At 61.1% G+C, this 14674-nt stretch carries 12 protein-coding genes and 1 pseudogene; 5 read left to right on the top strand and 8 right to left on the bottom strand.

What is annotated here, in order from left to right; genetic code table 11:
* The first annotated feature begins 2 nt into the window (after window positions 1-2).
* A complete protein-coding gene (locus VM94_RS23215; RefSeq protein ID WP_046685491.1) occupies window positions 3-1073 on the top strand; it encodes a S1/P1 nuclease in 1071 nt (356 codons plus the stop codon).
* 36 nt (window positions 1074-1109) lie between these two features.
* Here the strand turns inward: VM94_RS23215 and VM94_RS23210 are convergent, their stop codons facing one another.
* A complete protein-coding gene (locus VM94_RS23210; RefSeq protein ID WP_046685490.1) occupies window positions 1110-1874 on the bottom strand; it encodes a DeoR/GlpR family DNA-binding transcription regulator in 765 nt (254 codons plus the stop codon).
* A gap of 75 nt (window positions 1875-1949) precedes the next feature.
* On the opposite strand from VM94_RS23210, the pseudogene VM94_RS29245 reads away from it, so the two are divergent.
* Window positions 1950-2534 (top strand): annotated as a pseudogene (locus tag VM94_RS29245) (NUDIX domain-containing protein); the annotation flags it as partial.
* A 421-nt stretch (window positions 2535-2955) separates the two neighbouring features.
* On the opposite strand, the gene VM94_RS23200 reads toward VM94_RS29245, so the two are convergent.
* The 7 genes from VM94_RS23200 to VM94_RS23165 form a co-directional block, all read right to left on the bottom strand.
* Window positions 2956-3927: an ABC transporter permease gene (locus VM94_RS23200; protein ID WP_034754516.1), complete on the bottom strand. Its 972-nt coding sequence runs from the start codon at window positions 3925-3927 to the stop codon at window positions 2956-2958.
* 4 nt (window positions 3928-3931) lie between these two features.
* A complete protein-coding gene (locus VM94_RS23195) occupies window positions 3932-5011 on the bottom strand; it encodes an ABC transporter permease (protein ID WP_046685488.1) in 1080 nt (359 codons plus the stop codon).
* Window positions 5008-6537 carry an ABC transporter ATP-binding protein gene (locus tag VM94_RS23190; protein WP_046685487.1) on the bottom strand — a complete coding sequence of 510 codons (1530 nt, stop codon included), beginning with the start codon at window positions 6535-6537 and terminating at the stop codon, window positions 5008-5010. The genes VM94_RS23195 and VM94_RS23190 overlap by 4 nt, the downstream gene beginning before the upstream one ends.
* Before the next feature lie 81 nt (window positions 6538-6618).
* Complete coding sequence (locus VM94_RS23185; RefSeq protein ID WP_046685486.1) at window positions 6619-7614, bottom strand: BMP family lipoprotein; 996 nt, start codon at window positions 7612-7614, stop codon at window positions 6619-6621.
* 502 nt (window positions 7615-8116) lie between these two features.
* Window positions 8117-9019, bottom strand: coding sequence for a LysR family transcriptional regulator (locus tag VM94_RS23175; RefSeq protein ID WP_034754538.1), 903 nt, complete (start codon window positions 9017-9019; stop codon window positions 8117-8119).
* 85 nt (window positions 9020-9104) lie between these two features.
* Window positions 9105-10034, bottom strand: a complete 930-nt coding sequence (locus VM94_RS23170; RefSeq protein WP_046685484.1) for a pseudouridine-5'-phosphate glycosidase — start codon at window positions 10032-10034, stop codon at window positions 9105-9107.
* A 3-nt stretch (window positions 10035-10037) separates the two neighbouring features.
* On the bottom strand, window positions 10038-11195 hold the full coding sequence (locus VM94_RS23165; protein ID WP_046685661.1) for a carbohydrate kinase: 1158 nt from the start codon (window positions 11193-11195) through the stop codon (window positions 10038-10040).
* A gap of 364 nt (window positions 11196-11559) precedes the next feature.
* On the opposite strand from VM94_RS23165, the gene xapA reads away from it, so the two are divergent.
* The 3 genes from xapA (at window position 11560) to deoC (ending at window position 14669) form a co-directional block, all read left to right on the top strand.
* Window positions 11560-12399 (top strand): xanthosine phosphorylase, encoded by an 840-nt coding sequence (xapA, locus tag VM94_RS23160; RefSeq protein ID WP_046685483.1) that lies wholly within the window; start codon window positions 11560-11562, stop codon window positions 12397-12399.
* A 120-nt stretch (window positions 12400-12519) separates the two neighbouring features.
* Entirely contained in the window at window positions 12520-13713 is a 1194-nt protein-coding gene (locus VM94_RS23155; protein WP_046685482.1) for a phosphopentomutase, read from the top strand.
* Window positions 13710-14669, top strand: coding sequence for a deoxyribose-phosphate aldolase (gene deoC, locus VM94_RS23150; protein WP_046685481.1), 960 nt, complete (start codon window positions 13710-13712; stop codon window positions 14667-14669). Before VM94_RS23155 ends, deoC begins: the two co-directional genes overlap by 4 nt.
* Window positions 14670-14674 lie beyond the last annotated feature (5 nt).

Genomic DNA, 14674 nt, shown 5'->3' with positions numbered 1-14674 from the left:
ACATGCAAAAACTGTTGAGCGTGCTGGCGCTGGGCGCCGCTTTTGCTTCCGGCAATGTGCTGGCCTGGGGCAACGACGGCCACCGCGCCGTGGGCGCCATCGCCGATCAATTGCTCAAGGGTAGCGCGGCGCAGGCGCAAGTGGCGAAATTGCTGCTGCCTGGCGAAAGCCTGGAAAAGATCGCCAACTGGCCCGATTGCGTGAAGGGCACGTATTGCGGCCCGCAATCGCCGGAAATGCTGAGCTATGTGGCGGCGAACCCCAAGCATGGCGAATACCACTACACGAATGTGCCGTTCCAGAACGCGCACTACCACGACCATGGCGTGGGCACGGCCGACGACGATATCGTGCAAACGCTCAAGCAGGCGATCCTGGTGTTGCAAGGCAAGGCCGATGCGGCCAGCAATCCGCACGGCTTCAGCCAGCGCGAAGCCTTGATTTTGATCACGCACCTGGTGGGCGATATCCACCAGCCGCTACACGTGGGCAATGCGTTTGTTGGCAAGGATGGCCAGTTTTTCGTGCCCGCCACGCAGGCGCAGATCGACGACGTCACCATTTTCAATGCGCGCGGCGGCAACGATTTGCTGCTCGACGATGCGAAGATGACGGCACTGTCCGATGCCGTGATCCCGGCGCAGCTGCCGGACGACGATGGCACGGCCAAGCCGGCAGGCAGCTATCCGAAGTCGCCCACCAAGCCCCTGCATTCGTATTGGGATACCACCGTGGTCGATTACGCCATGCGCCGCCTGAGCACGCGCACGCCGCAGCAGTTCGCCCGCACCGTGATCGCCAGCCAGCCACAAGTGAGCGGCAACACCGGTGACCCTGCCACCTGGCCGTATCAGTGGGCCGATGCCTCGTTGGCGGCCTCAAAAATTGCTTTCACGGACGTGGTGGCCGGTCCGGCCACGCAGCAGACGAGCCGCAAGGGCGAAGTCTACAACGTCTGGAGCTTGAACGTGCCGGACAATTATCCCGTGCCCAGCTCGGCGCTGGCGAAGCAGCAGCTGATCGAGGGCGGCTATCACCTGGCGGCCGTGCTGCAGGCGATCTGGCCGCAGTAACGATGTCATTCGAAAGCGGCCTGCGGGCCGCTTTTTTTATGCCAGGGTGACGCCAATTCCCATTTCGCGGTAGGGCGCCACCAGGGCGTCGTCCACGTCGCGGTGCACGATGATGTCGTTGACCTGGCTCAAGGGCGCAATCTGGAACGGCGAAGCTGTATTGAACTTTTCCGGCGAGGCCAGCACGACGGTACGGGCCGACGCGTCGCTGAGCGCGCGTTTTACGCACGCTTCTTCATAATCCCCGGTGGTGATGCCCGCTTGCGGATGCAGGCTGGACACGCCCATGAAGTACAGGTCTGCGCGGATGCGGCCGATGGCTTCCACGGTGGCCGCGCCGACGCCCACGATCGAGTGCTTGTACAAACGCCCGCCCAGCATCAGCACCTCGATGCCTGGGTGATTCACCAGTTCGATGGCAATCGATGGGCTGTGCGTGACGATGGTGGCGCGCAACTCGCGCGGCAGCTGGCGCGCCAGTTGCACGGCGGTCGTGCCGCCGTCGAGAAATACCACTTGCCCCGTTTGTATCATGGCGCCCGCCGCACGGCCGATGGCGGGCTTGGCTTCCGGCGAAAGCTGTTCGCGGGCCGCAAACGGCGCCAGCGCGGGCGAACTCGGCAGCAAGGGCAGGGCGCCGCCGTGCACCCGCTCCAATAACCCTTCCTTTGCCAGCTCGCGCAGGTCGCGCCGTATGGTGTCTTCCGACAAGCCCAGGGCATCGCTGACTGCCTTGGCGACGATCTGTCCTTCGCGCTGGAGCAAGTCCAGCAGATATTGTTTGCGTTGATGTGTTAGCACGGTTTTTCTTGTATTTTCTTGATATTGCACGAGTTTGCATGATAAAGTCGAAAAAGACAAGCACAAGGAAACGATATGCACAAAGAAAATAGCAAACAGGAACGGGTCCGCATCCAGGACGTGCAAACCCTGTCGCACGACTGGTATCTGCTGCAAAAAACCACGTTCGACTACCTGCGCCATGATGGCCGGTGGCAGACGCAGACGCGGGAAACCTATGACCGTGGCGACGGGGCCACCATCCTGCTCTACAATAAAATCAAGCGCACGGTGATCCTGATCCGCCAGTTCCGCTTTCCCACCTATCGCGCAGGCCACGATGGTTTCCTCATCGAATCAGCGGCCGGCTTGCTGGAAGAGGCCAGTGCGGAGCAGCGCATCCGCGCCGAGGTGGAAGAGGAAACCGGTTACCGGGTGGGGCAGGTGCACAAGGTCTTCGAAGCCTTCATGAGTCCCGGCTCCGTGACGGAGCGCCTGCATTTCTTTGTTGCCGAATACGATCCCGCCAGCCGTATCGGCGACGGCGGCGGCCTGGCGCAAGAGGGCGAGGATATCGAGGTGCTGGAACTGCCCTTGGCGCAGGCCATGCGCATGGTCGCCGATGGGCGCATCTGCGACGGCAAGACCATCATGCTGCTGCAGCATGCGCAGCTGCAACTGATGCCGGTCAAACAAGGCATGCAGATCCTCGTTGCCGGCCCGTATCGCTCCGGCACGGGCGACGATCCCGCCCTGATGGCGGCGAATGTGGCGGCCATGGAAGCCGTCTGCCTGCCGCTGTATGCCAAGGGGCACATGCCCGTGCTCGGTGAATGGCTGGCCTTGCCAATGCTGGCGCTGGCCGGTTCTGAACAAGTAGGCGACAGCGTCTACGAAGCAATGTTTCATACGCATGCGAAGCGCTTGCTCAGCTATTGCGATGCCGTGCTGCGCCTCGGCGGCGCGTCCCAGGGGGCGGACCAGATGGTGGAAGTGGCGCGCAGCCTGGGTCTTGCCGTGTTTTTCTCGCTGGACGAGATTGCTCAGGCATAAAAAAAGCGAAGCCCGGGGGCTTCGCTTTTTTGTCAGCGCTCGCTGAAACTTAGCGTGATTTCACGAAGGGGATACCGATAGCCTTCGGCGCGATGGATTTCGCCATCAAGCCCGCCAGCACGATCACGGTGACGACGTACGGCACCATCTGGATCAGCGAGCCGGGGATGCGGCCCACGACGGGCAAGTCCACGCCTTCGATCTGGATCTGGATGGCGGCGAAGAAGCCGAACATCAGGCAGCCGAGGAAGGTGTAGACGGGACGCCAGTTGCCGAACACCATGGCCGTCAAGGCCAGGTAGCCGGCGCCGGCCGACATGTCGCGTAGGAAGAAGCCACTTTGCACGATGGCCAGATACGCGCCCGAGAACGAACACAGGATGCCGGCCACCAGCATGGCCAGGTAGCGCGTCGCTTCCACGCTCACGCCGGCCGAGTCGGCCGCATGGGGGTTTTCACCGCAGGCGCGCAGGCGCAGGCCGAAGCGCGTGTGGTACAGCAGCCAGTGCACGAGCGGGATCAACAGGAAGGCCACGTAGACGAGGATGGAATGGCCGCCGATCAAGTGGGCATAAACCCAGCCGATGAAGGGAATGTGCTCCACGTATTGTGTGCCCGGCAAGACCACGTCGAACAGACGCGCCGAACCGAGGTCGGGCGTGCGGCCGCCTTGCTGGAAGAAGAACTGCGCCAGTACGAACGTCAGTCCGCTCATGGCGATGTTGATCGCCATGCCGGCCACCAGCTGGTTGCCCTTTTGCGTGATGCTGACGTAGGCCTGCAGCAAGGCCAGGGCGACGCAGACGAGCATGCCGGCAGCCATGCCGTAGTATGGGTTTTGCGTCGTGTAGGCCACGGCGGCGGAAGCAAACGCGCTGGCCAGGATCTTGCCTTCCAGGCCGATGTCGATCATGCCGCTGCGTTCGGCAAACAGGCCGGCCATGGCGGCAAAGATCAGGACGGGCGCATTGCGCACGGTCGATACCAGGATGCTGGCGAATTGAAAGTCGTCGAGTGTCATGGTGTTAGCCTTTGGTGCGCTTGAGCAGGGCGGAAATGGCCGGTGCGTAGAAGTTTTCCATGGCGCCGCAGAACAGGATGATCAAGCCCTGGATGAAAATGAACGTTTCGGTCGGGATATTCGGTTTTTCCAGCGACAGGTCGAAACCGCCCTGGATCAGCGCGCCGAACAGCACGGCCGACAGGAAGATGCCGACCGGATGCTGGCGGCCCATCAGGGCGATGGCGATGCCGATGAAACCGGCGCCGCCGACGAAGTTCAGCGACAAATAATGCGTCGAACCCATGATGGAATTGACGGAACCCAGGCCCGCCAGCGCGCCCGAGATCAGCATGACGATGATGATCATCTTGCTGATCGACACGCCCGCATAGTGGGCCGCATGCTTGTTCAAGCCCGTGGCGCGCAGCTTGAAGCCCCACGACGAGCGCCAGACCATGACGCCGTAGATGACCAGCGCGGCGATTGCTAACAGGAAACTGATGTTCAGCGGCGTGTCGCCCAAGGACGGGAACCAGGTACTTAAGCGCGGCATTTCGCCGCTTTCCGCAAACACGCGGCTGGCCGTGTTCTGCTCGCCCGGCGGAATCAGATACTTCACGATAATGAAGTTCATCAGGCTGGCGGCGATGAAGTTGAACATGATGGTGGTCACGACGATGTGGCTGCCGCGCTTGGCTTGCAGGTAGCCGGGCAGGAAACCCCACAGCGCGCCGAACAGGGCCGCACCGATCATGGCTGCCGGTATCAATAGCCAGGCGGGCAGGGTCTGATCGAAGGCCAGCATGGCGACAGTAAGGCCCAGGCCGCCGATATACATCTGGCCTTCGGAACCGATATTGAACAGGCCGGCCTGCATCGCCACGGAGACCGACAGGCCCGTGAAAATGAAGGTGCTGGCGTAGAACAGGGTGTAGCTCAAGCCTTCCGGATTGAGGATGGCGCTGTGGACGAGGATGGACAGCGATTCGGCCGGGTCTTCGCCCAGCATATAAATCACCAAGGCCGCGACCAGCAAGGCCGACAGCAGGTTTAACATGGGCATGACAAAGGCTGTCGCCCAGCGTGGCAAGTCGTTATTCATGATTTATGCATTCCCCCCATCAACAGACCGATGCGGGTGGTATCGAATTCTTCAATTTTCAGTTCGCCGGTGATGCGTCCGCCGCACATGACGAGGATGCGGTCGGCCAGCGCCCGCACTTCTTCCAGTTCGACGGACACCAGCAGGATCGCCACGCCTGCGTCGCGCAGGGCCAGCAATTGCGTATGGATGCTTTCGATGGTGCCGATGTCGACGCCGCGCGTGGGCTGACCCACCAGCATCAGTTTCGGCTTGGCCAGTACTTCGCGCGCGATCACCACCTTTTGCTGGTTGCCGCCCGACAGCAAGCCGATGCGCAAGTCCGGATTGGCCGGACGCACGTCGAAGGTTTTCAGCAGTTCCGCGCAGCGGGCGCCGATGGCCTTGAAGTTGAACAGGCCCCAGCGGTTTTTCAGGTGGTCCTGGTAACCGAGGATGGTGTTTTGCATGACGGAGAAATTCTTTACCACGCCATCGCGCAAGCGGTCTTCAGGAATGTGGGCGATGCCCAGCTCACGGAAGGCCAGCGGCAAGCCATCGGCATCGTGGCGCTTGGCAAATGGCAAGTCCTTGTCGAGAAAATGCAGTTTGCCCGAGGTGGGCAGGCGCATGCCGGACAGAATTTCCAGCAGCTCGCTCTGGCCATTGCCGGATACCCCCGCGATGGCGACGATTTCGCCGGCGCGCAAGTTGAAACCTATGTCGGCCAGCAATTTGACTTGCTGATCGTCAGCCAGTTGCAGACCGTCCACTTCCAGCACCATGGCGCCCGGATTGTACGGTGCACGGGGCAAATGGCTCTGGATGGGGCGGCCGACCATCATGTTGGCCAGTTCCTCTTTCGAGGTGCCGGCGGTCGCCACGGCGCCGACCACCGTGCCGCCGCGCATGACGGTGACGTTGTCGGTGATTTCCAGGATCTCTTGCAGCTTGTGCGTGATCAGGATGATGGTCTTGCCTTGCTCCTTGAACAGGCGCAGGATTTCAAACAGCGAGGCTGTTTCCTGGGCCGTCAGCACGGCCGTCGGCTCGTCGAGGATCAGGATATTGGCGCTGCGGTAAATCTGCTTGAGGATTTCCACGCGCTGCTGCGCGCCGACGGACAGGTCTTCGATCTTCGCCAGCGGGTCGACGTCGAGGCGGTAGCGCGCGCAAATCTCGCGCAATTTCGCTTCCGCTTCCGTGCGGTGGCTGGCCAGGCGAAAACCGCCTTCCGTGCCCAGCATGATATTGTCGAGGACGGTGAAGTTCTCGACCAGCATGAAGTGCTGGTGCACCATGCCGATGCCGAGGTTGATCGCTTCCTGGCTGTTGCGGATCGGCTGTACTTTCCCGTCGAGCAGGATTTCTCCGCCGTCGGCACGGTAATACCCGTACAGGATGCTCATCAAGGTCGATTTGCCGGCGCCATTTTCCCCCACCAGGCCATGGATACTGCCCTTGGCGATGGAGAAGCTGACGTCGGCGTTCGCCTTCACATGTCCAAAATGCTTGGAAATGCTGCGAAATTCTACTGCTGGCTGCATAGGTTCATAACTGGATAGTTTCATGGAAACGCGCCGCGCGGAGACTGGCCCCGGCGGCGCGCTAAAAGATACGGAGAAAAATTAAACCGGGCAGCTGCTGCCGACGCGGTAATCGATCACTTTGATCTTGCCATCGATAATGTCCTTACGCGCACCCAACACGCGCTTTTCGATTTCCGGCGTAATCAGCTTGCGGTTGTTCTCATCGAGAGCCCAATCCACGCCGCCTTCTTTCAAGCCTTTATAGCTGACGCCGCCCTTCCAGGTGCCGTTCTTGACTTGCATGAAGCTGTCATAGACCGTGTTGTCGACGCGCTTGACCATCGAGGTCAGGATGCTGCCTGGATACAGGTGATTTTGGTTCGAATCGACGCCGATGGCCAGCTTGCCTTTTTCCTTGGCCATTTGCAGCGTGCCCATGCCGCTGCCGCCTGCGACGGCGAAGACGACATCGACGCCGCGCTCGAATTGCGAGCGGGCCAGTTCGCCACCCTTGGCCGGGTCATTCCAGGCGCCGGACGTGGTGCCGACCATGTTTTGCGTGATTTCCGTTTTCGGATTGACGGCCTTCGCGCCTTGCGCGTAGCCGCAGGCGAAGTTGCGAATCAGGGGAATATCGATGCCGCCGATGAAGCCGACTTTCTTGCTCTTGCTGGCCATGGCCGCAGCCACGCCCACCAGGTAGGAGCCTTCTTCTTCCTTGAAGACGACGGAATTGACGTTGCTGCCGGCGGCCTGGCCATCGATCAGCACGAATTTCACGTTCGGAAATTCCTTGGCGACCTTTTGCACGGCTTGTGTTTGCGCAAAGCCGATGGCGGCGATCATGTCGAGTTTCTTGCGGGCCAGGCCACGCATGACTTGTTCGGCTTGCGTATCGCTCGATGCCTGTACTTCGATGAAGGAAATGCCCGTGTCTTTTTTGAAGCGCGATGCGCCTTCGAAAGCGGATTGGTTGAACGACTTGTCGAACTTGCCGCCCGCGTCATACACGACACCCAGTTTTGGGGTAGCCGCGGACGCTTGAGCAGTCAGAAATACGGCTGCGATCGTCAAACTAAATTGTGTAAGTTTCATGAATTGGCTCCTGGAAGATCGATATTGTATATTTTTTATAGGTGAAACATATAATTTGGGGTCGATTTAGCCTGTTTTTGATGCACGAGGTGATAATTCCTTATTAACATTGCACTGTATTGCACAAGATCATTGCTGACCTCGTCTGCTTTCATCTCGTCAGTGTGATGCTCATGCAACAGTCGCACCCCGTCTCTTTTATAGGTACAACATCGAATAGGGCTGCCGGAGCGGGCTGGGATGCGCCGTCAGTGGACGGGCAGGGCAAGCACGGGACCGGCGCCGCGATGGGCGTCCGAATCACTATGCATCATGCCAGATATGTATGACAAATACGTTTTTGTTTATGTATTTATATGCACTGCATATAAATAGGTTTTAAGAACGCATAACAAAACCGTAGCGAGCGGCAGTGAGTTGTGGTCGAGAAGCGGAGCTGTGCGAATGCAGAGTGAGCATCGGAGGCCGCGACCCGCGACGCGCAGTAGGTTTTGTTCGCGTTTCAGGCAGCCGGGGGATTGAGGATATTCAGGAAGGCCCGCACGACGGGGGCGTCGTCCAGCGTCGTGTAGCTGATGTACAGATTCGCTGATGGCGGATTGGTCTTGATGGGCAGAAACACGACGCCGGGCCAGCCGATGCGGCTTGTCGTTTCCGGCACCAGGGTCACGCCCAGGCCCGCGCCCACCATGGCCAGCAGGGTTTGCGGTTCGCTCGCTTCCTGGAAAATCACGGGTTCGAAACCGGCGTTGATGCAGCATTGCACCAGGTAGCGGGGAAACGCGGATTTGTCGAGGTTCAGGGTCAGCATCGGCTCTTCGGCGATGTCGATCAGTTCGATGGACGTGTTTTTCGCCAGCGGATGGTGTTCATTGACGGCCACGCAGACGTTTTCGCGGAAGCACAGTTCCTGGCGTAGATTGTCGTGACGCAAGTCGTCGTCGTTGAGCTTGGGTTCGCGCCAGAAGCCTACGTCGATCTGCTTGGCGCGCAAGGCTTCGTATTGCACCGTGGGGCCGAATTCATGGATGGTCCAGGTGACGCGGGGAAATTTGGTCTGGAATTCTTCCAGCAGGCTGGGGATGGGGCCCCACATGGCCGAGCCGACTATGCCCACGCGCAAGCGGCCCACTTCGCCGCGGTCGATCTGGCGGATGGTGTCGATGGTCATACGCATCTTGGCCAGCAGGTCGGCCGCCTCGTTCATCAGCGCCTTGCCCGCCACGGTCAGCTCGAAGGTACGCGTGGTGCGCGCAAACAGGCGCACGCCCAGTTCGCTTTCCAGTTTCATGATCTGCTGGCTCAGAGGCGGCTGCGAGATATGCAGGCGCTCGGCGGCGCGGCTGAAGCTTTTCTCCTCGGCAACGGCAAGAAAATACTTTAACTGTTTCAGATCGATGGACATGCTTTCCTTGGCGTTGCGTGTTGCTAGGCGATGGAACGGCGCGCGGACCCGTGAAGGTGCGCGCGCTTTCTTTACAGCAGTCCTATTATCGTGCCACGACCGCCTGCATGGCAATGGCCAGCGCCGTGCCGACTTGCGCATTGTGCTTGACCAGCGCGATATTCGTTGCCAGGCTGCGGCCATCCGTCAGCTGTTTGATGCGCGACAGCAGGAATGGCGTGACTTGCTTGCCCTTTACGCCACCCGCGTCCGCTTCCTGCAGCGCTTGCGCAGTGATGGCATCGATTTCTTCCTTGGGCATCGCTTGCGCGGCCGGCACGGGGTTGCTGACGACCACGCCGCCCTTTAAACCCAGTTGCCACTTGGTGCCGATGAAGGCGGCCTGTTCGGCGGCCGTATCGAGGCGGAAATCGGCCTTGAAGCCGCTTTCGCGCGTGAAGAAGGCGGGGAATCCTTCCTGGCCCACGCTGATGACGGGTACGCCATGGGTTTCCAGGTATTCCAGGGTCAGGCCGATGTCGAGGATGGATTTGACGCCCGCGCAGACGACGGCCACCGACGTTTGCGCCAGTTCCTGCAAGTCGGCGGAAATGTCGAAGCTCGTTTCCGCGCCACGGTGCACGCCGCCGATGCCGCCCGTGACGAACACGGCAATACCGGCCAGTTCCGCGCAGATCATGGTGGCGGCCACGGTGGTGGCGCCCAGCTTGCCTTGCGACAGCACGAACGGCAGGTCGCGGCGGCTGACCTTCATGGCGTCGGGCGAGGTACCCAGCAGTTCCAGCTGTTCGGGCGACAGGCCCACGCAGATTTTTCCATCGATGATGGCGATGGTGGCCGGTACGGCGCCGCCGTCACGGATGATCTGTTCCACTTCGCGCGCCATTTCCACGTTTTGCGGATACGGCATGCCGTGCGAAATGATGGTCGATTCCAGCGCCACGATGGCCTTGCCGGCGGCGCGCGCGTCGAGCACTTCTTGCGAGAACAAGAGGAAATTCTGTAATTGGGTCATGGTTCAGTCCTGTTGAAAGAGGGTAGGGGGGGGCGGCGCCAGGTCGGCGTCGTCAATGTTGTCGAGTGCGCCGGCGGAAATCTGGGGGGAGACGGTGGCCGCCGATTCCAGGGTCATGGCGGCCAGCTTCAGGCCGCGCCGGCAGGCCAGTTTCAAATCGCTGCTGTCGTGGTACAGCGACCAGCAGACGGCGGCGGAAAAAGCGTCGCCGGCGCCCGTCACGTCGACGGCGTCCACTTCGCGCGCGGCCAGGTGGACGATGGGCGCATCAAGATTGTCGCCATCCGTGAAGTACACGCCTTCGCTACCGCAGGTGACGATCACCTGGCGCGCGCCCTGGCGCTGCACTTCGCGGCAGGCGGCGCGCAGGTCGGCTGCCGTGGGCAAGGCCCGCGCCACGCGCGTTTCCAGTTCGCCCCGGTTGAGTATCAGCAAGTGCAAGCCTGACAGGTCTTGCGGCAGGTGCGCCATCTTCGGCTGCGAGACGGCGACGATGACGAGCGGCGTCGCGTGGGCCGCGTCCTGGCGCGCGTCGGCCAGCAGTGCCTGCACGCTGTCGTGGCCCAGGTTCAGGTCGCAGACGGTGAGGGCGGCTGCGGCGCGCTGCGGCTGGCGGCTGTGCAGAAAGGCTGGCGTCAGCTGTTCGTACAGTTGCATGTTGGCCATCGCCAGCAGCATTTCGCCATGTTCGTCGAGCACGGCCGTGTAAGTGCCGCTGCTGGTGTTGCTCAGATGCAAGCTGCCGCGCATGTCGATGCCCGCGTCTTCCGCGTGCGTCTGCAGCGCGTGGCCGGCCGCATCGTCGCCCAGCGCCGTCAGCAGGGCCACGGGGATCGACAAGCGGGCCAGGTTTTCCGCGATGTTGCGGCCCACGCCGCCAAATACTTCTTCCGAACGCACGGGATTCGAGGTGCCCATCTGCAAGGTCGCCAGGGTGCGCATCTTGCGGTCGAGGTTGGCTGCGCCTATGCACAGCACGGGACGGCTGTCGGGCAGCACATAGGCGCGTCCCAGCAGGCGGCGCTCGCGGATCAATCCGGCGATGTGGCCGGCGACGGCCGAGCGCGACAAGCCCAGCTCGCTCGCCAGGTCTTGCTGCGAGATGAAGGGGTTGTTGCGGATCAGCGTGTACAGCTGGTCTTTTTTATTGGTATCGGTCACTGGGTTTTCGCTGAGGTTTAAACATTTGTCTGGAACTGTAAACATTTGTCTTGTCGGTGTCAAGCTCGTGTCAAGTGCATGCGAAAAACCTTCGTATGGAGCTTGTATGCACGCATTTTCCGGGGATGGCGGGCCTGGGCTTGCCTCGACTATAATATCGGCCATTTATATTTGAATTGTATAAATGGGCAAGAAAAATGGTATTTGCCATACATATTCCGTTTGATGCATAGTGGCGGCAAATAGAACCAATACGCATTTCGATATACCTGTAACACCATACATACCCGATACCTGGGCGATACTTTTCGTACACCGTCGCGCAGGCAGCAACCCATCATCAATAGTCAATCAGAGGATAACCATGTCGAACAACACCCCTTTCCACGCCGCCGAAATCATCCGTGCCCGCGCTCCTGAAAATTTCAAGCCGCGCGTGGCGATGATCCTCGGCTCCGGCCTGGGTGTGTTGGCCGAGCAGATGACGGACGCCGTCAGCATCAGCTTTGACGAATTGCCAGGCTTCCCGATCAGCACCGTGCACGGCCATGCCGGCGAACTGGTGATCGGCACCCTGTCGGGCGTCGCCGTCGTCTGCATGAAGGGCCGTGGCCACTTCTACGAAGGCTATGGCATGGGCGTGATGACGAGCGCCATCCGCACCTTGAAACTGCTGGGCTGCGAAATGCTGTTCGTCACCAACGCGGCCGGTTCCCTGCGCCCTGAAGTGGACGCCGGCAGCCTGGTGGCCATCAGCGACCATATCAACCTGCTGCCAGGCACGCCGATGGTCGGCCCGAACGACGACCGCTTCGGCCCGCGCTTTTTCAGCATGGCCAATGCCTACGATGCGGACCTGCGCAATCTGGTCAAGGAAACGGCTGCTTCGAACGGCATCACCCTGCACGAAGGCGTGTTCGTCGCCTACCCTGGTCCGAACTTCGAGACGGCCGCCGAAATCCGCATGATGGCCCGCCTGGGCGCCGACACGGTCGGCATGTCCGTGGTGCCGGAAGTGGTGTCGGCCCGTCATTGCGACCTGAAAGTGGTGGGCGTGTCGGTGATTACCAACCTGGCCGAAGGCATGTCGCCATTCGCCCTGTCGCACGAGCAAACCCTGAAATACGCGGCCATCGGCGCGAAAGACCTGGTCAAGCTGATCCTGGCCTTCCTGGCCACCGTCGCCACCAAACCGCAAGCCTAAGCACTTTTCTTGACGCAGTAGCGGCGCGCCACTTGGCGGCGCTGCCGCGCGGCAGGCCGGGAAAATCCGGCCTACACTGTTCGCATCATCTTCGCATCACTCCATAAAGCGAGCCTTATCATGTCACGCGCATTTATCCTCCTGCTTGATTCCTTCGGCCTTGGCGCGACGCCAGACGCCGCCAAGTATGGCGACGCAGGTGCCAATACCTTTGGCCACATTGCCAGCACTGTCGCCAAAAGCGGCAAGACCTTGAAACTCCCGAACATGGAACGCCTGGGCCTGGGCGCCGCGGCGCACCTGGCCAGCGGCGAATGGGCCACGGGCTTCGACCAGCGCGACGGTTTCACCGGTGCCTACGGCGCGGCGCGCGAGCGCTCCACCGGCAAGGACACCCAGAGCGGCCACTGGGAAATCGCCGGCGTGCCCGTCGAATTCGACTGGGGATATTTTCCCCGCACCACGCCATCGTTCCCGGCCGACCTGACCGACAAGCTCAAGGCCATGTCCGGCGTGCCGGGCTTCCTCGGCGACTGCCATGCCTCTGGCACGGACATCATCAACAAGCATGGCGACGAGCACGTCGCCACCGGCAAGCTGATTATCTACACCTCGGGCGACTCGGTGATGCAGATCGCGGCGCACGAAGAATCGTTCGGCCTCGAACGCCTGTACGAAGTGTGCGAAATGGCCTTCAAGCTGGTCGAGCCGTACAACATCGGCCGCGTCATCGCCCGCCCGTTCACGGGCAGCAATGGCAACTACACGCGCACTAGTAATCGCCACGACTACGCCGTCGCGCCACCCGCGCCGACCCTGCTCGACCACGTCAAGAATGCGGGCGGCGAAGTCGTCGGCCTGGGCAAGATCAGCGACATTTTCGCCACCCAGGGCATCTCGCGCGTCGTCAAGGGCGTCGACAACATGGCGCTGTTCGAAGCGCTGTTGAAGACGGCCGATGAAGTGCAGGACAAGTCGCTCACCTTCGTGAACTTCGTCGATTTCGACCAGGCGTTCGGCCACCGCCGCAACGTCGAAGGCTATGCCGACGCACTGCGTGAAATGGATGCGCGCCTGCCGGAATTCATGGCCAAGCTCAAGGAAGGCGACCTGGTCGTGATCACCGCCGACCATGGCTGCGACCCCACCTGGCACGGCTCCGACCACACCCGCGAACACATTCCGATGATCTTCTTCGGTCCCGGCGTCACCCCGCGCGCACTGGGTATTTCCGAGACCTTCTCCGATATTGGCCAAACCCTCGCCAAGCACCTTGGCGTACCACCACTTGCTAATGGAACCAGCTTGTTATGACACTCATGCACCCCGAATTCAAGCGTAACGAGGCCGTTGGCCTCGACCTGGGCTGGATCAACCAGATCCGCGTCAACCGCGCCGCGACAGACCGCCGCGCGGCCAGCCTGGCGAACCGCCGCACCGTGAAAAAGGAATACCAGGCCGCCTGGCTGGTGAAAGCCATCCAGATGATCGACCTGACCACCCTGGGTGGCGACGATACGCCGGGCAGAGTCGAACGCCTGTGCATGAAGGCCATGCGCCCGCTGCGCGCCGACCTGATGGACGCACTGGGCCTGACTGAACTGAGCACCGGCGCCGTGTGCGTGTACCACGAGATGATCCAGCCGGCCGTGAAAGTCATCCAGGGCCGCTTGCCCATCGCGGCCGTGTCGACGGGTTTCCCGGCCGGCCTGACGAGCATGGAAACGAAGCTGCGCGAGATCGAACTGTCCGTCGCCGCCGGCGCTTCCGAGATCGATATCGTCATCACGCGCCAGCACGTCCTGAATGGCAACTGGCAAGTGCTGTACGACGAAATGCTTGCTTACCGCAAGGCGTGCGGCGAAGCGCACGTGAAGGCGATTCTTGCCACGGGCGACTTGCTGACCATGGAAAACGTGGCCAAGGCGTCGTGGGTCTGTATGATGGCAGGCGCCGATTTCATCAAGACCTCCACCGGTAAAGAGGGCGTGAACGCCACCATTCCCGTGGCCCTGACGATGGTGCGCACGATCCGCGAATACCACGAGCAGACGGGCTTCCAGGTGGGCTTCAAGCCGGCCGGCGGCGTCAGCTCGGCCAAGAGCGCGCTGCAATACCTGACCCTGATGAAGGAAGAACTGGGCAACGAATGGCTGCAGCCGCACCTGTTCCGCATCGGCGCTTCCAGCCTGCTGACCGACATCGAGCGCCAGCTCGAGCACTACGTCACCGGCAGCTACTCGGCCAATCATCGTCACGCACAACCTTAAAGAAC

This window comes from Janthinobacterium sp. KBS0711, assembly GCF_000988085.1.
GTDB classification, from domain to species: Bacteria; Pseudomonadota; Gammaproteobacteria; order Burkholderiales; family Burkholderiaceae_D; genus Janthinobacterium; species Janthinobacterium lividum_E.
This window is presented reverse-complemented; position numbering and strand designations above follow the sequence as displayed.

What these genes read in the sequence shown, in the direction of transcription:
- VM94_RS23185 (WP_046685486.1), bottom strand. Translation starts at nt 7,614, where the DNA reads ATGAAACTTACACAATTTAGTTTGACGATCGCAGCCGTATTTCTGACT.
- deoC (WP_046685481.1), top strand. Translation starts at nt 13,710, where the DNA reads ATGACACTCATGCACCCCGAATTCAAGCGTAACGAGGCCGTTGGCCTC.
- VM94_RS23190 (WP_046685487.1), bottom strand. Translation starts at nt 6,537, where the DNA reads ATGCAGCCAGCAGTAGAATTTCGCAGCATTTCCAAGCATTTTGGACAT.
- VM94_RS23170 (WP_046685484.1), bottom strand. Translation starts at nt 10,034, where the DNA reads ATGACCCAATTACAGAATTTCCTCTTGTTCTCGCAAGAAGTGCTCGAC.
- VM94_RS23215 (WP_046685491.1), top strand. Translation starts at nt 3, where the DNA reads ATGCAAAAACTGTTGAGCGTGCTGGCGCTGGGCGCCGCTTTTGCTTCC.
- xapA (WP_046685483.1), top strand. Translation starts at nt 11,560, where the DNA reads ATGTCGAACAACACCCCTTTCCACGCCGCCGAAATCATCCGTGCCCGC.
- VM94_RS23195 (WP_046685488.1), bottom strand. Translation starts at nt 5,011, where the DNA reads ATGAATAACGACTTGCCACGCTGGGCGACAGCCTTTGTCATGCCCATG.
- VM94_RS23155 (WP_046685482.1), top strand. Translation starts at nt 12,520, where the DNA reads ATGTCACGCGCATTTATCCTCCTGCTTGATTCCTTCGGCCTTGGCGCG.
- VM94_RS23200 (WP_034754516.1), bottom strand. Translation starts at nt 3,927, where the DNA reads ATGACACTCGACGACTTTCAATTCGCCAGCATCCTGGTATCGACCGTG.
- VM94_RS23175 (WP_034754538.1), bottom strand. Translation starts at nt 9,019, where the DNA reads ATGTCCATCGATCTGAAACAGTTAAAGTATTTTCTTGCCGTTGCCGAG.